This window comes from Ktedonobacter sp. SOSP1-85, assembly GCF_016587415.1.
Lineage (GTDB): Bacteria > Chloroflexota > Ktedonobacteria > Ktedonobacterales > Ktedonobacteraceae > Ktedonobacter.
On sequence record NZ_BNJI01000001.1, the window covers coordinates 5,509,180 to 5,528,909 of the forward strand.

Here is a 19,730-nt window from a genome sequence, read left to right on the forward strand (position 1 = left end):
CCATGTCTCACAAGACCTTTCACTACCGGATCTATCCGACAAAAAAGCAAGAGACGACCCTCACCCACTGGCTACAACTGCTGTGTGAGACGTACAACGCCGCCTTGCAAGAACGCCGGGATGCCTATAGAATGGCGGGGAAATCGATCGGCTTTTCCCATCAGTGCGCCGAATTGCCCGAGTGCAGACACATGCGTCCCGATCTGGCTGAGGTGCCTTCCCAAGTTCTCCAAGATGCGGTCAAACGCGTGGATCTTGCCTTTGATCGATTTTTCCAGAGATGTGCGAGTGGAGAGAAGCCAGGCTATCCCAGATACAAGTCTCATGTTCGCTATGATAGCATGACGTTCAAGCAATACGGCAATAGTTTCGACGTTGCAGCGAGCGCTCAAAAGAACCGGGGAACGCTCGTGCTCGCCAAATTGGGCCAGGTGAAAATGGTGATGCATCGGCCCCTCGCCGGAACGCCAAAAACAGCGATTGTGAAGCGGACGCCTACAGGCAAATGGTTTGTCTCGATCTCGTGTGAAGATGTGCCAAAGGGAAACGTCCCTCAATCAGACAAAGAAGTCGGCATCGATGTCGGGCTCAAAACCTTTGCCTATCTCTCCGATGGCACGTCTCTTGAGAATCCACGCTTCATCAGGCAAGAAGAAAAGAACCTGGCGAAGGCGCAACGCAAGCGAGACAAAGCCCCGAAACAATCGCAAGAACGAAAGAAGCTCAAGAAACGCGTGGCACGCGTCCACGAACGGACAAAGCATCGCCGCAAGAACTTTGCGCACCAGCACTCGCGCAAGATTGTCAACACCTGCAACCTGATCGCCGTAGAGGCGCTGATCGTGCGCAACATGGTCAAGAATCCGAAACTGTCCGCATCCATCGCAGATGCAGCGTGGTCGCAGTTCTTTGCGTTTCTGTGCAGCAAAGCGGAAGAAGCTGGCCGCACAGTGGTCAAAGTCAACCCGGCCTACACCAGTCAGCGATGTTCCTGCTGCGGGCATGTGCAAGAGATGCCGCTCTCTGTACGGATCTACGAATGTCCCAACTGTGGACTCGTGATCGATCGCGATCACAATGGCAGCAAAAATATTTTAGATGAAGGTTTAAAGGCTGTGGGACGACACAGCCGCGTCATTCCAGAAGCCCCCGGCTTGTAGCCGTGGGGAGTCGTCACCTCAAACATCCATGCCTCCATAGGCAATTACCTCGTCCACGCACGCAAAACGCTGCATATCTCCCAGCTCCGCGCGCAACACAGCCACCATCTTGGGGCCAAACTCGGGGATCTGCTGCAGCCCTTTGATTCCCGGATAGGTGGCCAAGAGTTGCTCAATTTCTGCTTTTGACATCCTCCCCATGGCTAAAGCCAGGGGATTCCTGGAGTCACCTCCAGGCTTTCCTGCTTCGTCGAGTCTTGCCTGGTTTGGTTTTCACCGCGCCAGGTCTTATAGACTCTTCACAGGCATTGACCGTGAGCCCCACGGCAAGGATATTGTTTGCTGCGTTGATATCGCGGTCATGATGGGCACCACATTCAGGGCAGTCCCATTGACGGACATCAAGTGGTAAGGAGTCGAGGATATGCCCACAATCGAAACAGCGCTTACTGGAGGGATACCACTTGTCAATTTTGACCAGGGTTCGACCATACCAGTCGGCTTTGTATTCCAATTGGGACACCAACTCAGACCATCCGACATCGCTGATGGCTTTGCTCAGGGTTGGATTCTTGACCATATTCTTGACTGCCAACGACTCGACACACACCACTTGGTTCTCGCGTATGAGTCGGGTCGAAAGTTTCTGCAGGAAGTCACGACGGCGCTCAGCAATACGGGCATGAATGCGTGCTACTTTGAGACGTGCCTTGTCTCGGTTTTTCGAGCCCTTTTTCTTCTTGGCATGGCGGCGTTGGGCTTTGGCCAGTTTCTTTTCATCCTTGTGAAAGAACTTGGGATTGCCCACAATTTCGCCTGTCGAGAGAACCACAAAGGACTTCAAGCCAAGGTCAGCACCAATCGCCTGCTCATTGGCAGGCAACTGTTCAATCTCATCTTCCACAAGGATGCTGATGAAGTAGCGATTCGCGCAATCCTTAGTGATGGTAACACTCGAAGGGATTGCATCTTTTTGCAGAGGGCGCGACCAGCGTATGTCGAGCGATTCACTCATCTTGGCAAGCGTGATAGCCCCATCGCGCCAGATGAACGCATTGGCGGCATAGGTAGCCGATTGCCTGCTTCGTTTTTTGTGGAAGGTTGGGTACTTGGCACGTCCCTCAAAGAAGTTGAGGAATGCCTTATCCAGATGACGCAAGGCTTGTTGCAAGGGAACAGAAGAGACTTCCGAGAGCCAGCTAGAGTCTTCTTGCTTTTTGAGTTCGGTCAACCGTTCACTCAAGTCTTTGTAGTAGAGGCGCCTGTGCTCGTTGTAGTAGGCATCGATCTTTTGGCGCAATGCCCAATTATAGATGAAGCGACAACATCCAAAGGTGCAAGCAAGAATATGCTGTTGTTCTGGCGTAGGATATATGCGGTATTTATACGCTCTCTTCTGTTTCATAGCTTACATGATAGCATAAAAGATGTAAAAAGTCAACAGTATCCACCCAACCCAAACCGCCTACAAAGGAACGCGCCGTAAAACCCCTGCCTTTAGGCAGGGGTTTTACGGCGCGTTTTGATAAAATTGCGCCATGCGGGGACCCCTGGCTTGAGACCTGTCTTTTACCCACATTTTACAATTAGATTTTGTGGAACAGCACAGGAAGCCAACTCCTCCTGCTGCGCGTTTCACAAACTCATGTATAGCGACGGGCCTGTGAAGACCCTCCAAAAAGATGTGGGTAAGAATCAGGGTTTTACGGGCCGGTTTGATAAAAAAACATTGCACGAATTGATTGGCCTGGGGAGCGGCTTGAGGCGCTCTATGGGTTGTGTTTTTTGCGAAAGTATGCTACAGAGATAAGTGTAAAGGTTTCGTGGTACAGCTCTCTTAGCGCACAGATTGAGGATAACAGCGTTTCTTTGCAGCCGTAGGCTCGGATTCGCGACCTTCCTTAGCGCAAGGTGCGAGCAGTACCCCTGGCAACTCCTGGAGCCGTAGGCTCGGATTGCCTTCCATGTTCCATCAACCGTCTATCCACGTATCTCACAAACGCTAAGTAGTTTCCCCAGCTTGAAAAGAGGAGACCCGGAAGCTTCGGCTTCAGAGTCTTCGTTTTGCTGTGCTCAGGACGAGCACAGGGGAAAGAAGACAGAAAGGAGGGGAGCAAGAAACCACACATGTTCCGTGTGGTCCCGAACGACACACATCTACCCTGAGGGGAAGACATGCAGCACATCACGGCCGACCAGGCCAGCACGATGCAGCGCCTCCTGGGCAGGCAGCCCATCGTCGCCATGAGCGACTTCGACGGGACGGTCTGCGAGCTCCGCCAGGACCCCGCCACGGTCGCCATCAACCCGAAGGCCAGGGAGGCCTTCCGGCTCCTCGCGGGGGCGCGGTGGGCGAAGATCCAGCCCGGCATCCTGACTGGCCGGGACATCCCGACCGTGCAGAAGCTGGTCGGACTCCCCGGCCTGCTGTACATCGGCAACCATGGTCACGGGAAGACCGCGAAGTTCCCGGCGAAGCCGGGCGATGTGGACTTCGTCCCCGAGGTGCGGTCGTACTTCGGGAAGACGCAGGACCTGCTGGCGAAGGCCAGGCAGGTCCTTCCCGCATCGGTAGTCCTGGAGCCCAAGGGGGTCTCGCTCGCCCTCAACGTGGGCGGCTGCACGAACCCCGAGGATACCGTTCAGGAGATCGAGCACGATCTGCGCTCGTTCGCCGAGGCCCTCGGCTTCCGGTGGACCTACGATGTTACCACCGTCGAGTTCCTTCCGGATGTCCCGGAACGGGACAAGGGCACGGCTCTGTTGGACACCGTGGAATCCACTGGTGCCCGGTACGTCGTGTTCTGCGGTGACAGCCTCACCGACCTGTCGGCGCTGCGCGCTGTCCAGCAGTTGCGTAAGCGGGGCATCGACGGCATCGGCGTCGTCGCCGAACGAGCGGACACCAGGCCGGAGCTGTTGGCCGCCGCCGACCTCCGGGTCCCCGGCGTCCCCGGCGTGGCGGACTTCCTGATGGAGTTCGTCAGGGTCCTGTGGCCCTGACGCTCCCCCGGATCGCTCCGAGATTAGCGGAAACATGTTCTGGGTGACTACCCGGACAAGAGGTTATGTGGAGGTGGGAGTAGTGAGGTTCCGCATCAGGCGCGAGTGGTTCGCGCGCTGGAGCACCGCACTTGGCAAGCTGTGTCTTGTCATCGCTGCCCTGGCAGCGTTGGGCGTCTTCTGGCGCCCCGGTTTCACCCTCTGGGGTCTGGGTTCGTCGATCCTGGTGGGATGCTCGATCATCGCCGGCTTCATCGGCATCGTCATCGGCGGCCGCGTCAACCTGTACGCGGTCGAACTCGGCCGTCACCTGCGGGACAACGCAGACGAGGAGAAGTCCTCGCCCCGTTCCATCCGGCAGACCGGCCCGATGACCTCCCGCGAAGCCTGGGTCGCCTTCGTCGACCCGGTGTGGGCAGGTGGCCTGGGTTACCCCATCGCCAACCTGTTCGCCTCAGGTCTGGGGCTCTCGTTCGGCTTCATCCCCGCAATCCAGGCCCTGCTCAGCAACGTCACGGGGCTGCGCAGGTGCCAACTGCTCTACAAGCACCACGAGCAGCCGTCGCTGAAGTGGCATCGCTATGCCGCCTGGGCGACGCTCTTGCTCCTGCTGCTCTCGGGTACGGGCCTGGTTCTAGCCCTGCTCAACGTGTCGGTCCTGGGAATCGATCGGGGCGCGCTGCTGTTCTACGCACTCGTGCCGCTGAACACGGGGCAGCAAGCGCTGTTCGGTCCCTGGCGCTGGATGCGCAAGCGCAGCCGCAAGCTGGACGGTCTGTTCTGGAAGCAGTTTCTGGCAGGCATGCTGCCCATCCTGGGTGGCATTCTGTCCAGCGCGGTCTGCGGGATCGCGGTCGCCGAGCTGATCGGGCACGCCTTCACCAGCGTGTACCCCGAGGCGACGTACGGCCACCTCCTGATGTATCACTACGTCAAGAACTTCCTCTCCATCCTGGGGCAGGAAACGACGCAGGTCATCATCGGTGGTATCGGTGTGCAACTGCTGCTCTCCGGTCTGCGCCCTGTCTTCTGGCAGGTGTGGGCCGGTCTGCTCGCACGAGCCTCCGAGCTGTTCAAGGACTGGTTCATCGGGCTGGTGACCCTGCGCTGGCTGCGGAGTAAGATCCGCGTCCCGCGCCGTCGGTCCAACCAGCCGAGCCAGGAGCGCGTACGGCGTCGTCGGCGCTAACTCCCAACCTCGAAGGAGCAATATGCCTCGCATCAGATCACCCTGATGCTCATCTCCCCTCAAGCACAACCTCAACCCCCATCCTCAAAGGGGCCACCTGCACCACAGGGTGGCCCCTTCTCCTACCCTCTAGGAGTGTGATTCAGATGCCTTCGCGCATCATCGTGGTCTCCAACGCGGGACCGGCCAAGTTCAACCAGAGCGGCGACGCCACCCTCTCGGCAGGGGGTGTTGTGACCGCCCTGAGCGGGCTCGGTTCCGTCATGGGCGGTTTCACCTGGGTTCAGGCCCCGGCGACCCCCGCCGAGTTCGGGATGGCCGCCAGGGGGAATTCCACCTCCCTCGGCCAGATCCGAGTCGTGCTGGGCAAGCTCTCGCCCGAGCAGCGCGCGGCGCTCTACACCAGGATCTCCAACGGAATCCTGGTGCACTGCGCGCTCTACCAGGAGGCGCTCGCCCGGCCTATGCTGAGCGAGCTGGGGGGCTCGTGGGACCGGACCTGGAACCTCTTCACGGAGGGGAGCCAGGCCATGGTCCAGGCCGCACTGGAGCAGGTCCTGAGCACCAGCAGGGGCACGAAGTTTGGCATCTTCTTCGAGGACTACCAGATGGTGCTCACGCCCGGGCTCGCGCGCCGTCTGCTCGAAGAGCACGGCCGCGACCAGGATGTGTCCCTGCAGATGCACATCCACACGACGTGGGCGGGTCCCTCGCACTGGAACGTGCTTCCGGCCGCCGCTCGCGCCGATATCGCGCGCGGGATGCTGGGGGCCGACACGCTCGGCTTCCACTCCCAGCGCGATGCCCGCAACTTCGCGGACTGCGTCAAGCAGTGGCTGCCCAGTGAGGCGCGGGTCAGCGGCAACACGGTGTGGTTCTCGAACCACACCGTCACGCTGATCGCCAACCCCATCGGCATCGACACCCGCGAGATGACGAGCCGCCTGGCGAGCCCGGGCGGCTCGGACGCCATCGCGCAGATCGAGCGCAAGATCGACGGACGGCCGCACGTCTTCGCCGGGATCGGACGGACCGACCCGACGAAGAAGCTGGATGTCCTCCTGCGTGCGTTCGACCTCTACCTCCGGAACAACCCGGAGAGGGTCAGTGCGAGCGTTCTCCTGCTCCACCTCACGGAGAGCAGGCTGGACGTGCCGGTCTACAAGCAGCACAATGAGCTGCTGAAGCGACTGGTGAAGGAGATCAACCAGCGCTACCGTGCGCAGGCCGGGGGCCGCGACGTGGTGGAGGCGTACTATGCCTCCGACCCGTACCTGCACTTCGGGCTCTACGCCCGCTACACCGTCCTGGCTGTCCCGTCCGAGCGGGACGGCTTCGCCCTCACGGCCGTCGAAGGCCCGTGGGTCAACCAGCGGGATGGCGTGCTCATCCTGAGCACGGGCACCGGGGCGTACGAGCTGCTTGCCGACAGCGCGCTGCGCTTCGAGCCGGGGCGTAGCCTCGACGACGAAGTGGAGCAACTGGCGCGCCTGCTCCAGCAGGGGAGTGAGATGCCCCAGCGGGAGCGCGCGAACCGCCAGAAGCGTCTGCGGAACACCATCCAAAGGCACAACCTGGCGGCGTGGCTCAAGCGGCGCCTCAGCGTTACCCGGTAGGACCCGGCTCACAAGGCCGGGCCCTCCACCTCATGAACCGGCCCCACCCAGACACGATCAATGTTCGGGTGGGGCCGGGATATGGCTGCCTTCTAACAGAGTTGGGCAAGTTTCTGCGAGCCTGACACTCTCGAAGGGAGCAGCCAGGAGGCTGTTTATGCCTGGTGGCTTCCAACCATACAGGCGTTCCCGAGCGAGCACCCCAGGGTGCTCGCTCGGGTGCTTGCCCTTGTCTCTATCAGAAAGTGGTGATTTCGACACCTAGTTCTGCAAGCACAACCTCAAAGGCTTTACCCATTATCCGCCATCGACCCCGAAGTCGACCTCTGACCACGCCTTGCTGCATGCGGGCCTGATCCTGAAGTAGGCTGAGCCTCTCGGTTCACTTCCGCAATGCATGCGTCCGCCACATTCGTGTCTGGTGCCAGGGCCCCTTCCGTAGGGGTTCCGGCACCAGGCACGATTTTTTTGCTGCTTTTACATAAATAATCGTTTTTCGTTCTCGGATTAAGCCTTTATGGCATACCAACCAGCATAATATGCTCTCACCATCAATGGGCATGGTTATTCTGTCCCTGTTTCCTCCTGGTCTAGACGACTCCACAATGGTAGATTAAAGATAGTGTCTATTCTCCATAGATAAGTGCGCCATATCTAAATAAGCACTTGTTTTGCCGCTCTATACCATAAATCGTTGGCTAGAAAGAGGACAGTTTGGTTTCTCTCCATTCCGTGCGGGGGCTACGTATCAGCCTTGCCAGCCCTAATATGATCCGTTCCTGGAGTTCTGGTGAGGTCCGACAAGCTGAGACACTCAACTATCGTACTCTCAAGCCTGAACGTGATGGTCTCTTCTGCGAGCGTATCTTTGGCCCCATCAAGAGCTTCACCTGTACTTGCGGAAAACATACAAAGAAACCGCGCAAGCCAGGAGCGAAGTGTGATCAGTGTGGTGTGCCGCTAGCGCCAGCGGACATTCGTCGCACGCGGATGGGGCACATAGAATTGGCGACTCCTATCGCTCATCCCTGGTTTGTACAGGGGGCACCCGGCCGTCTCGGACTCTTACTTGACCTAACTCAACGTGAACTCAATGATGTCCTCTACTCTAACCGCTCTATTATCGTTGAGGTGAATGAAGAGGCGCGCGCACAGGCAATAGTACATATCAAGGCCGAAATGGCGAACATGCAATCTCTATCAAAAGCAAGGGAGCAGGGCACACATACTTCGTCACTGCCAGCACCCACTCTCATATCTCCTTCGCATGAACCCGAGATGCGGCAATTACGAGCAAAGCTTCACGCGCTGACACGTCTACACGAGGGGTGCCTGTTGTCAGTTGAGCAACACCAGATTTTGCGTCTGGAGGCAAGCAACGCCTTTCAGACAGGCACCGGTGCAGAGGCGCTACAAATATTACTGGCGCGACTCGATCTTGACGCGCTCTCTCAGGAGCTCCGCAGCGAAATCACACAGAAGAAAGAAGCGCTCCGTAGCCGTGTCATTAAGCGCCTGAAGCTTGTCGAATCCTTGCGCGCGTCCAACGTCAAGCCTGAATGGATGATTATGACTGCCCTCCCTGTGCTGCCTCCTGGTCTACGACCTGTGCTCAGGATGGAGAGAGGACACTTTGCCGCAACGGATGTCAATGAACTCTATTGTCGGGTTATTCAAAGCAACAATCGCCTCAAGCACCTCTTAGAGGTGGAAGCACCTGCTCTGGCTCTCAATCACGAGAAACGATCATTACAGCTTGCGTGCGATGCGCTCTTTGATAATGGGCATAGTCACCACCCAATTACCGGACCACATAAACGGCCATTGCGTAGCCTCTCAGATACACTCAGCGGGAAGGGAGGGCGTTTCCGCCACAATCTACTTGGCAAGCGCGTCGATTACTCCGGTCGCTCTGTCATTAACGTTGGCCTTGACCTAAAGATGCATCAGTGTGGTCTTCCTTCAAAAATCGCGCTAGAACTCTTCAAACCGTTTCTCATCCAGAGGCTCATGTCATATGGGATCGCTGAGACGCATAGACAGGCAAAACGCGCCATTGAGCATCATCATTCAGCAGTATGGGATGTCCTCGACGAGGTTATGCGTGGGAAAGTTGTCTTGCTCAATCGCGCGCCCACCTTGCATCGACTCAGTATTCAGGCATTTGAGCCCGTACTGGTAGAGGGCGATGCTATTCTTCTACATCCCCAGGTGTGTTCAGCGTTCAATGCTGACTTTGATGGTGATCAGATGGCGGTGCATCTCCCGCTTTCTTCGGAAGCCCAGGCGGAGGCGCGTGAGCATATGCTCTCTACCCATAATCTCCTCTCGCCAGCCTCTGGCGAGCCATCCATTGCTATAACGCAGGAACAGGTGCTCGGGTGCTACTATTTGACCCAGGAGCGCCCGCAGAAGAAGGGGGAGGGGCGCATATTCGCCGACGAGCAGGATGCGATACAGGCCTATATGCATGGCATTATTGACCTCCAGGCATCTATTGATGTGCGAACCATGATTGAAACCATCTATGAGCTGCCGCCTCCTGCCGCTCCGACTATCCTCTCACGGGGAACGCGTCTCCGTACAACCGTGGGTCGTTTACTCTTTAACCAGGTGTTGCCCAAAGCATTGCGCTTTCGCAACTATGTCATGAAGAAGGACTCTTTGCGCCAACTGGTCTGGGACTGTATCAAAATCTGTGGGCAAGAGAGAGCTGCCACGATGGCGGATGCCATCAAACGCCTTGGTTTTCAGCACGCGACCAGGGCGAGCATCTCATTCTCGATGACGGACGTCATCGTGCCATCACAGAAGAAAGCGATTCTGACACAGACCGATGAAAAAGTCTCCGCACTTCATGAGGCATGGCAACAGGGGTTGATGACACATGACGAGTTATACCAGCGCTCCATCGCGCTCTGGCAAGTCGCGACTGAGGCGATCGCCCAGCATGTCCAGAGCGTACTCAATCCCTATGGCTCGATAGCAACCATTACCAATTCTGGAGCCACCAAAGCCAGGTTACAGCAAATTCGTCAGCTTTCGGGGATGCGCGGTCTCATGGCAAGCCCATCGGGGGCGATTATTGCAACCCCTGTACGTGGCAATTTTCTCGAAGGCCTGACAGTCGCTGAATATTTTCTCAGTAGCCACGGGGCACGTAAGAGTATGATGGATCGCTCGCTCAATACCGCGCAATCAGGTTACCTGACAATCCAACTGGTGAATGCGGCCCAAGACGTCGTGGTGACGGAAGAAGATTGCGGGACGCGAGAGAGCATGGTTGTCTCTGATGAGGAGAGTAAGGCCCTGGGGCTTCCAGATAGCTCAAATCGTTTACTTGGTCGTATCCTGGGAGAGGATGTGCCATGGGCAGGGCTTGTCGAGGGCGCTGAATTAGACGAAGGCGCGGTCGCACGCCTCTTGAAAGCGGGCGTAACACAGGTGAAGGTGCGCTCAGTCCTGACCTGCCAGACGCGTTATGGTGTCTGTCGCAAGTGTTATGGCTGGGACCTCTCAAAGCGCGTATTAGTGCAAAAGGGAGTCGCGGTGGGAATTATCGCAGCCCAATCTATCGGCGAGCCTGGCACGCAGTTAACAATGCGCACCTTTCATAGTGGTGGCATAGCGAGTGGTCAGGAAGATATTACCCAGGGAATTCCGCGCGTCAAAGAACTCTTTGAGGCACGCCCACCAAAAGATCCCGCACTTGTGAGCGAGATTACGGGAGTTGTCACCATAACGAAGGAAGAGCGTACAGATAGACAGGTCGTTCGGATCATTTCGGATCATCATGAGCTGATAGAGCAAGGAGAGGCCCAACGGAGCTATACCGTTCTAGCAGGACAGCATGTTCTCGTGCATACTGGTCAGCGCGTCCATGCTGGAGATCCTCTCACTACCGGGGCTCGTAACTTGCAGAAAATCCTTCACTACCAGGGGAGAATGGCGCTGGCACGCTATCTCTTACAAGAGGCTCAGTTGGCCTGATAACATTTTTTCGTACACGTTTCCCCGCTAAGGCTTGCTTGGACGAAAAAGAGGCCGAATCGTTCCCGCTAAGCCAAAAGAGTAGCCTTCTCTTCCCATGAAAGACGATTTGATTGACATGCTCCACAGGCAATGCTAAGAAAAGCAGAGGTATTTTGTATTTGTGGAGGATGTCGTGCCTTTTACCTCAAGAACACCAACGTATTTGACTCCAGAACAGCGCCACGCGCTGATGCAGATTCCGGCTGATCTGTCCGATCGTGAGATTGCTCGCTACTATACCTTCTCGCAGAGGGATCTCGACCTGATTAACCAGCGGAGGCGTCATCATAACCGCCTTGGGTTCGCTGTTCAGCTCGCTGTTTTGCGTTTCCCAGGACGGCCCTGGAAGGAGCTTGATGGCATGCCCGCCCGCGTCCTTCTGGCAATAGCGGATCAAGTGCAGGTACCAGCCTCAGCGCTTGCTCTCTATGGAAAGCGTGACAACACCTTGTATGAGCACCTGGACGAGATCCGGCGCACATACAAGCTTCGTGAGTGCGGATGGCGAGAATATCTGTGGCTCGCCCGCGAGCTGCTTCCCCAGGCGATGGAAAGCGACCGCCCTCTTCCGCTCATTGAGCACGCGCTAGAACTGCTCCGTACCGAAGGCATTCTTGCTCCTGTTTTGACGCACCTTGAGCGGCTCGTTTGGATGGTACTCAAAGCTGCGGAGAAGCGTTTATTCCGCGTGCTCACCGCTGCCCTTACGCTGGAACATCGCAGTAAACTTGATGGATTGTTACATGCAGATGCTGGACGGCGAGGAACGGCGCGTTTAATCTGGCTGCGTGAGCCTCCTGGCGTGACTTCCGCGAAAAGCGTCAAACAGATTGTGGAACGCCTTCAGTTTCTCCGTAAACTCGACCTCCCGGCGCTCCCGCAAACGCTCCATCAGAATAGAGTGTTGCAATTAGCACGGAAATGTACCAAGTATCAGCCACAACCGCTGCTGAAATTTAAAGCAGAACGACGGCATGCCCTGTTAATGGCTCATCTTTTTGAGCTATCACAGGATTTGACCGATCAGGCACTGGATCAATTCGATCGGTTGCTCGGAGAGTTGATGAGGAAAGGGGAACGCCGCCAGGAGAAGCATTTTCGCCTCAATGCACGCACGCTGAATAGCCATCTTGCCGTGTTGACGAAAGCGACGGAGGCTTTTCTCGTTGCCAGGACAGAAGGGGACGATCCGGTAACAGCGGTGCTTGCAAAGGTTTCGGAAACGCAGCTCCAGGCCACGGTTGATTCCGCAAAGCGCTTGCTTCGACCAGAGAATTTGGATTCGCTGGACCTCATTGAGTCCCGCTACACTCCGATGCGGCAGAGTCTGCTTGCTCTCTATCGGGCATTGGACTTCCAGCCGGTGCGCAAGAGTGAACCCGCACTCCAAGCTCTGGAGTATGTCTCGCAGTTAGCAGAGCGCCGCAAGCGTGTGACGGGTCGCGAGCAGAAGGTAGGAAAGGTGACGATGACAGCGCCTCTGGGACACCTGACAGAGCGCTGGCGCAAGCACGCCTTCATCGGTTCCGAGATCGCTCCCAACTATTATGAGGCAGCGGCCTTTGAAGCCCTCAAAGGGCGAGTACGCTCAGGAGATATCGCCGTAAGCGGAAGCCGACGTTATCGGCCCTTTGAAGGGTATCTCTTACCAGCACCACACTTTGAGCAGCTTGCAGAAAAGAAGCAGACCAAGCTGGCCGTGACTGAAGATGCGGATACCTACCTGGTGGCCAAGCAACAAGAGATTACCAAGAAGTTGGAAGCACTTCAGGAGAGTATTGGCAAAGTCGAAGGGAGCCTGAGTCTGGATGACAAGGGGAAACTATATCTGCCTGCATTGGAAAAGGAGATTCCAGCTTCAGTGGAACGCCTGAGACCGCGGGTCTACGCCATGCTTCCTCAGATCACTCTGCCTGATCTGTTGTTAGAGCTGGATAATTGGACGGGATTTCTGCGGCCTTTCACCCACCTGACCAGTGGTGATGCCCCGGTTGGCGATGAGAAGCTCGTCCTTGTGGCCGCCCTCATGGGCATGGGGATGAACCTGGGACTCACGAAAATGGAACAATCTTGCCCCTATACCTATCGTCAACTGTCCTGGTCGGTAGATTGGCATATTCGGGAGGAGACGCTCCTCGCAGCGCTGGCCTGCTTGGATAACTTTGTCCTTTCTGCTCCACTCTCGCACGCCTGGGGAGATGGTACAACCTCCTCGTCGGATGGCATGCGCATGTCGGTGGGGGTGAAAGCAGCGAACGCCGAGTACAATGCCAAATATTTTGGCGTGGGACGAGGGACGAACATCTATGTCCATGCAGCAGATATTTGGATGCCATTTGGCAAGCCGCAGGTGATTGGGACAAACGAAGAAGCGCTTTACGTAATAGACGCTTTATGCAATCACGAAAGCGACCTGCACATTCGCGAGCATTACACTGATACAGGAGGCAGCACGGAGCAGGTGTTTGCCCTCGCGACGTTACTGGGTTTTCGCTTTGCTCCGCGTATCAGTGACGCGCTCTCCAGGAAACTGTATCTGCTTGATGCGGTAGGAGCATCAGCACCACTTGAGAGCCTGGTGTTCGAGCAGGTCAACAAGAAGCTCATCGCTGAGCAATGGGAGGAAATGCAACGTGTCGCTTCTTCGATTCGTCACGGCACCGTGTCAGCCTCGTTGCTGATGCGAAAACTGGCAGCGTATCCCCGTCAAAATCAAGTGGCCAGGGCGCTGACCGAATTTGGCAAGCTGGAACGGACCTCCTTTTTGCTGGAGTATTTTCGCGACGCTGCGCTCCGTCGTCGGATTCTCATTGGACTCAATAAAGGAGAAGCGCTCCACTCTCTTGCTCGCCAACTCTTCTTTGGCCGTCTGGGCGAGCTGCGTGATCGTGCCCTGGAAGATCAGATCCACCGTGCCAGTTGTTTACACCTGCTGATCGCCGCCATTGCCGCCTGGAACACCATCTACTTGACTGAAGCGTTCGCAACGCTGCGTCGGCAAGGCGAAGAGATCTCAGAAACAACGGTCGCGCATATCGCTCCGCTGGGCTGGGAGCACATCAATCTGATTGGCAAGTATCAGTTCGCGCCGCAACCGGGGCGCTCATTGGAGAATCTTCGCCCACTGCATTTGAAAGAGCAAAAAGATGGGGAGGAAACTCCCCAGGAAGCTGCCAGCTAAGGCGATCGTTTCACCTCTCTGTGGAGATCAGGATCACAGAGAGGTGGAACGTCTTAACGACCGTTTTCGCAAAACAACACGGATATTCTGTGATATGTTCCTTCTGTTTGAAGGGAACAACATATGTACGCCGTGAGGCAAACAGCTCCGCTTCCTACAAAACCTGTGCAGATTTACCCCACTGTACTGCCAGGATCACCCTGTGCCCCTGAGGCCAGCAATTCAGCGACCGATTGGAGCAGCGTTTCCAGTTCAAAAGGTTTTCGCAGCGTTCTGAGATGCTTTTTGCCGCAGGCCTCAGGTGATATATCTGCACTCATCAAGATGACAGGGATGTGCCCACGCCCTTCTCGGCTCCTCAGCCAGTCCGCCAGTTCCAGACCGTTCATCCCAGGGAGATGATAATCCAGGAGCACTAACGCGGGGGCATCCGTTTGCAGGATACGTTGCGCCATCTCTCCACTGAGGACATGGCACGCCTCATAGGTTTCTTCCCCCTGGAGTACCTCCAGCAGGAGATCGCCTAGGGTGGGATCATCTTCGACAATGAGAATACGTTTGCTGCGAGTCTGTTCACGACCTGCCTGCTGGCTTCTACACATTCCTTTCCTCCTTCGTGTTTCTGAGACTCTCTTCCCGCACGGCGGCAAGGGGGAGCGTGACGTGAAAGGTGGATCCTTTTCCCCTCTCGCTTTCGACCCGAATCGTTCCTCCGTGATGCTTGACAATCTCCGCGACGATATACAAACCCATCCCCAGCCCCGGAAAGGCACGCTGCTGAGGGGGGACTGCCCGGTAGAAGCGTTCAAAGATTCTTCTTTGCAGTTCTCGTGGGATGCCAATCCCCTGATCGCGTACACTGATTGTGATTGCCGAGGCCTCGGTGTTAAGCGTCACGTCGATCAGCGGGGCATCTGGAGCATATTTGATGGCATTGCTGAGTAAATTCAGAAACACCTGTGTGAGCCGATCTCGATCTCCGACCACGAAAGCGGGGGAGGTGGCATGCTGGAGCCCGATGGTATGGGTCGTGTGCATGTGCTGAATAACGTCCACGACTTCCTTCAGCATCTCATCCAGATCGACCCTCTCGTGCGCATATTCCAGCTTCCCGGCCTGGATGTGTGAGAGGTCGAGTAACTCATCAACCAGACGGGTGATGGCATTGAGCTGGGTGTCCATGCGAGCACACACCACCTCCACATTGGGAAGGTCTTGTTTCTCAAGTTTCTTGCGCAAGAGCTGGGTTTGCAGCTTCAAGGAGGCGAGGGGCGTCTTCAGTTCATGGCTGGCCATGCCCAAAAAGGCATCTTTGCGCTGTTCCAACTCCCGGCGAGCGGAATTATCCAGGACAAAACCAATCCCTTGCAGCACCTGGTCATGGAAGGCGACGCCTCCCATTAAGACGGGCAGGTGATTGCCATCTTTACATACCAACTCCGTTTCAAAGGGAGTCGTACATTGCTGAACGACCACTTCCTGGTGAACCTGTTGAGAAAAAGAGGAAGCGAGCGCAGGCGTCATGGTTGCCCAGGGGACATTCCGCTGCTGCAGATCTTCTCGGCTGTAGCCGGTCATGTGGAGAAACGTGGTATTGGTATCCACAATCTCATCGCCTTCGGCGCAAAAGATCCCAATGATACTGGAGTTCATCAGCGCGTTCACGCGTTCCTGGCTCTGGCGCAAGGCCTCTTCCGTCCGTTTCTGGTCATCGATATCGGTACAGGAGCTCAACCACAAGACAATCTGCCCGGCTTTATTGCGCAGAGGCACACACCGTGATAAGCACCAGCGATAGGCTCCCGTGCGTCCGTCTCTAAAGCGATATTCAAGCTCATAGAGTTCTCCTGCTGTAACTGCCTGGCGATGTAGCGCCAGAACACGCTCTTGATCCTCAGGATGAATGTTCTGGAGCCAGACCTCTTGCTCAGCAGGGAAGAAATCTGTGTGGGGCTGTGTGCGTTGCCTGTCCTGGACAGTTGGGCAGTCAACAAGCTGCTGCAACAGACCCCCCTTCTGCTCTCTCACATGTCGGGCGAGCAGATCGTGATAGTCGCACCAACGTTGATTTGCGTAGACGAGCGTGCCATCAGGTTGGATGAGCCGGACAAAGTGAGGAAGGGCGTCAATCAATGCCCTATAGTCCTCTTTTATTTCTTGATAATTTGTTTTTTCAATAGTAGGTTCCATACTCTTCTTCTCCCTTTTACATACCTCATCCCTGCTGAAGAATCTATCCTGCTTTGATTCGGCAAATGGTGTCATTCATCATGTATCGCCAGCATTTCTTCTGGTGGATGACCTCTGACTCTCGAAGTATATTGAAAGAGTAGGGGGAAAATCATGGATCGAAGGTGACATGGGAAGGCGAGAAGTGAGAATTGGCACCCTGCCTGAAAGTCACAGTGCATAGTTCGGCTTCCTTTGTCGGCGAAGGCGAATGCGCAGGGGTGCAACCAGGTACAAGAGCGATGCCCCAGCGAGCGCGGGCGCAGGGATCTCTTTCCTGCACAGGCGGGGCCTGCGCAGGTTCCAAAGCGTTGACCTCCTTACCTCGAAAAGGGCAAAAGAGGGTACCCTCAATAAAGGGAGAATGATCATGAATTACGAGAATCAGAAACCACACGACAACGGGCCCGAACCCGAGCCCACCCCACGCTCGTCTTCTGATTCGCTGCTTGCGACCAAGCTTCTTCCCCCAGTCTCTCCCCATACGCTCATTGCTCGCCCTCATCTCCTGGCCCTGCTCAATGCCGGACTCAGCCGGCGCCTCATACTCGTCTCCGCCGCTGCGGGCTTTGGCAAAACCACGCTGCTCACCATCTGGGTGCGCTCGTTTGCTCCAGGGCACCCGAAAGTCTCCTGGGTCTCGCTTGACGCAAGCGACAACGTGCCCATTCAGTTTTGGACCTATGTGCTGACCGCATTGGAACACGGTCAGCCCGGACTCTCGCTGCTTCCTTTTGCGGCACTCCACGAGACGCCGCACCCCTCCTGGCAAGCGATGCTCACAGTGCTGATCAATGGCTTGGCGAAGCTGAGCGAACCCCTGGTACTGGTCCTGGACAATTACGAGGAAATGACGGAACCTGCAATCCATGCCCAGCTTGCCTTCCTGCTTGAGCACCTGCCGCCCACCCTCTGTGTGGTGCTGGCAACACGCAGTGACCCCCCTTTTTCCCTGGCCCGGTTGCGTGCGCGGGCACAGGTCCTGGAATTACGCACCGAGCAGTTGCGTGCGACCAGCGAGGAGATGACCGCCTTTCTGCGCGGCATGATGGATCTTCGGCTTTCCGAGCAGGACACACAGGAAGTGGACACACGCTTGCAGGGCTGGTGGGCGGGCATGCAACTGGCAGCGCTCGCTTTGAAGAGGGAGGCGCACTCCACCGATCTGCTGCAACAACTCCAGGGAAACCAGCCGGCTCTTTTCGAGTACCTGGTGCAGGAGGTGCTGCTCCGCCAGGAAGAGAAGGTGCAGACGTTCCTCTTGCGCACGTCCATCCTTCCTCGCCTGTGCAACTCTCTGTGCAAGGCCGTCCTGGAGCAGCAGGAAAGCCAGCCCTCCCTGGAGGATTTGGAACGGGCCAATCTCTTTCTGAGCCCTCTGGACTCCGAGCGGCAGTGGTATGCCTATCATCCCCGCTGGGCCTCGGCTCTGCGTACGCAGTTAGAGCAGCTCGCCCCCACAGAGGTGCCGCTGCTGCACCTGCGGGCCAGTCAGTGGTATGCGGCACAGCAGATGCACAGCGAAGCGATCCAACACGCGCTGCAGGCGCAGGCGTGGCCCTGGGCTGCGCAGCTGATGGAACAGATTCCCAGCCAGCGTCTCTTCCTCCTCGAGTACGCCCTGCTCCCGTCCTGGATTGAACAACTTCCCCGCGAAGTCGTGCGTGAGCGGCCTCGTTTATGCCTGGCCGAGGCTCGGAGCCTGTTCTGGGTCGCAGATCCAGGGGTCACCGAAAGCTGGGTGCACGATGCCAGATCCGCCTGGACACGAGCCCAACGACGGGAAAAACAACCAGGCAGCGCGCGAGATGCACAGGAACCAGAGGCACCGCCTTCTCTTCTGGGGAAATTGCCGCATTCCAGGCCGCGATTGCCGCTTTCTATCATGGAGATGCGGGAGCAACGCAAGCGTTTTGCCAGGAGGCGCTGACCCATCTTGAGGAGCACCAACGGACAATAGCCTGGTCCCAGGCTCAGGCAAACCTCGCGCTCGGACATTTCAAGCCTGCTCTGCAGCACATACAGACGGAATGGGGCCGGAGCAAAGCGGAGGGGAACCGAGTACTCGAAGGGATGTACTTGCACGAGGCAACACAGGAAATGATACGCATGGGCCATTTGCACCAGGCGTGGCAATTCTGCGAGCAGGCCATGCACGTGGTTCAAACCCCGGAGGGGTACCAGCCAGTCTGGGTGTGTTGGCCCTATGCGGCTCAGGCCTGGCTCTTGCACGAATGGAACCGGTTAGAGGAAGCTCGATCCCTCGCCGAACAGGCCATCGAGCTTGGCGAACAGGCCGAAGCCCTGGCGTTCTTACCCCTCGGCTACACCCTCTTGATGCGGATTGCCCTCTCGCAAGGGCGTTTGGCGGAGGCACACAAAGCCTTTCAGCAGATGGAATATGCCTGGAGGGTGATGCCGTCTCCCTATCGCGCGGCGCACTGGAGCAGCGTCGATCAGATGCGTTTCTGGCTGGCACGTGGCGATCTGGAACAAGCACGATACTGGGTAAGCGATCTGGAGCAGCAAGAACCGCTGGTGTCTCCGCTGGCGCGGGAACGACAGCAGATTGCCCATGTTCGCCTGCTGCTGGCCGAATCCCAACCAGACCAGGCGTTGACCCTGCTCAGCCCCCTGGTCAAACGAGCAACAGCCATGCAACAGTGGTATTATGTCCTGGAAATGTGGCTCTTGCAGACACAGGCGTACCAGATGCTCAAGCTCCAGCGAGACGCGTTGTCGCGGCTTTCACAGGCCGTGCATCTGGCCGCACCAGAAGGTTACATCCGTCACTTTGTGGACGAGGGACCCTCTCTGGCTGCATTGCTCTCCCAGCTCAGAAAACAGGAGCGCCAGACGGAAGATCTCCCCTACCTGGAGACACTTTTGCGTGCGTTCAACGAGCAGCCAGTGCCCCAGCCAACGCATTTGGAACAAGAGCCATCCCCGAGCCCACGAGCATTGCTGGACCCCTTGAGCGCGCGTGAACAGGACGTGTTACGCCTGCTCGCACGCGGTGCCTCGAACCAGAAGATTGCGGAAACCTTGGTGATCGAAGTAGGCACCGTGAAGCATCATGTCACGAATATCCTCAGCAAACTTGAAGCGACCAATCGCACGCAGGCGGTGGCACGAGCACGAGATCTTGGGCTCCTTACTCAAGGAGAGTAAGCCTTTTTGCAACTTAACGTTGGCAGCTATGCGCTTCAAAAGGAGAGGGAATGCGCTTTCTCGAAGAAGACAATCCAAATTGTATGTGTCATAAGGAACGTTATGACCTATACAGAATGGACTGTGTTATACTCTGTATCACCTATACA

The 19,730-nt window shown here is 56.7% G+C and carries 12 protein-coding genes; 8 read left to right on the plus strand and 4 right to left on the minus strand.

The window, feature by feature from the left end; all coding sequences use genetic code 11:
• Positions 1–2 precede the first annotated feature (2 nt).
• The gene (locus KTE_RS22965; protein WP_201385002.1) at positions 3–1,160 is read left to right on the plus strand and encodes an RNA-guided endonuclease TnpB family protein; all 1,158 of its coding nucleotides are present in this window, start codon (positions 3–5) and stop codon (positions 1,158–1,160) included.
• Between the two features lie 18 nt (positions 1,161–1,178).
• Here the strand turns inward: KTE_RS22965 and KTE_RS22970 are convergent, their stop codons facing one another.
• Both KTE_RS22970 and tnpB read right to left on the minus strand, forming a co-directional pair.
• Positions 1,179–1,352: an IS110 family transposase gene (locus KTE_RS22970; protein WP_236600531.1), complete on the minus strand. Its 174-nt coding sequence runs from the start codon at positions 1,350–1,352 to the stop codon at positions 1,179–1,181.
• 34 nt (positions 1,353–1,386) lie between these two features.
• Complete coding sequence (gene tnpB, locus KTE_RS22975) at positions 1,387–2,565, minus strand: IS200/IS605 family element RNA-guided endonuclease TnpB (RefSeq protein WP_201385004.1); 1,179 nt, start codon at positions 2,563–2,565, stop codon at positions 1,387–1,389.
• Positions 2,566–3,335: 770 nt separating this feature from the next.
• Between tnpB and otsB the strand changes: the two genes are divergently transcribed.
• The 5 genes from otsB (at position 3,336) to KTE_RS23000 (ending at position 14,181) form a co-directional block, all read left to right on the plus strand.
• Positions 3,336–4,163, plus strand: coding sequence for a trehalose-phosphatase (gene otsB / locus KTE_RS22980; protein ID WP_201385015.1), 828 nt, complete (start codon positions 3,336–3,338; stop codon positions 4,161–4,163).
• Between the two features lie 82 nt (positions 4,164–4,245).
• The gene (locus KTE_RS22985; RefSeq protein ID WP_201385018.1) at positions 4,246–5,352 is read left to right on the plus strand and encodes a hypothetical protein; all 1,107 of its coding nucleotides are present in this window, start codon (positions 4,246–4,248) and stop codon (positions 5,350–5,352) included.
• A gap of 146 nt (positions 5,353–5,498) precedes the next feature.
• Positions 5,499–6,968: a trehalose-6-phosphate synthase gene (locus KTE_RS49695; RefSeq protein WP_201385020.1), complete on the plus strand. Its 1,470-nt coding sequence runs from the start codon at positions 5,499–5,501 to the stop codon at positions 6,966–6,968.
• Between the two features lie 714 nt (positions 6,969–7,682).
• Positions 7,683–10,958: a DNA-directed RNA polymerase subunit beta' gene (gene rpoC / locus KTE_RS22995; RefSeq protein WP_201385022.1), complete on the plus strand. Its 3,276-nt coding sequence runs from the start codon at positions 7,683–7,685 to the stop codon at positions 10,956–10,958.
• Between the two features lie 175 nt (positions 10,959–11,133).
• Complete coding sequence (locus tag KTE_RS23000; protein ID WP_201385024.1) at positions 11,134–14,181, plus strand: Tn3 family transposase; 3,048 nt, start codon at positions 11,134–11,136, stop codon at positions 14,179–14,181.
• A 173-nt stretch (positions 14,182–14,354) separates the two neighbouring features.
• Here KTE_RS23000 and KTE_RS23005 read toward each other — a convergent pair whose 3' ends face one another.
• Positions 14,355–14,783, minus strand: a complete 429-nt coding sequence (locus tag KTE_RS23005; protein WP_201385026.1) for a response regulator — start codon at positions 14,781–14,783, stop codon at positions 14,355–14,357.
• Positions 14,776–16,371, minus strand: coding sequence for an ATP-binding protein (locus KTE_RS23010; protein WP_236600533.1), 1,596 nt, complete (start codon positions 16,369–16,371; stop codon positions 14,776–14,778). The genes KTE_RS23005 and KTE_RS23010 overlap by 8 nt, the downstream gene beginning before the upstream one ends.
• Positions 16,372–16,780: 409 nt before the next feature.
• Between KTE_RS23010 and KTE_RS47680 the strand changes: the two genes are divergently transcribed.
• The gene (locus KTE_RS47680) at positions 16,781–18,340 is read left to right on the plus strand and encodes a hypothetical protein (protein ID WP_236600534.1); all 1,560 of its coding nucleotides are present in this window, start codon (positions 16,781–16,783) and stop codon (positions 18,338–18,340) included.
• Positions 18,280–19,581 (plus strand): LuxR C-terminal-related transcriptional regulator, encoded by a 1,302-nt coding sequence (locus KTE_RS23015; protein ID WP_236600684.1) that lies wholly within the window; start codon positions 18,280–18,282, stop codon positions 19,579–19,581. The genes KTE_RS47680 and KTE_RS23015 overlap by 61 nt, the downstream gene beginning before the upstream one ends.
• The last annotated feature ends 149 nt before the right edge of the window (positions 19,582–19,730 follow it).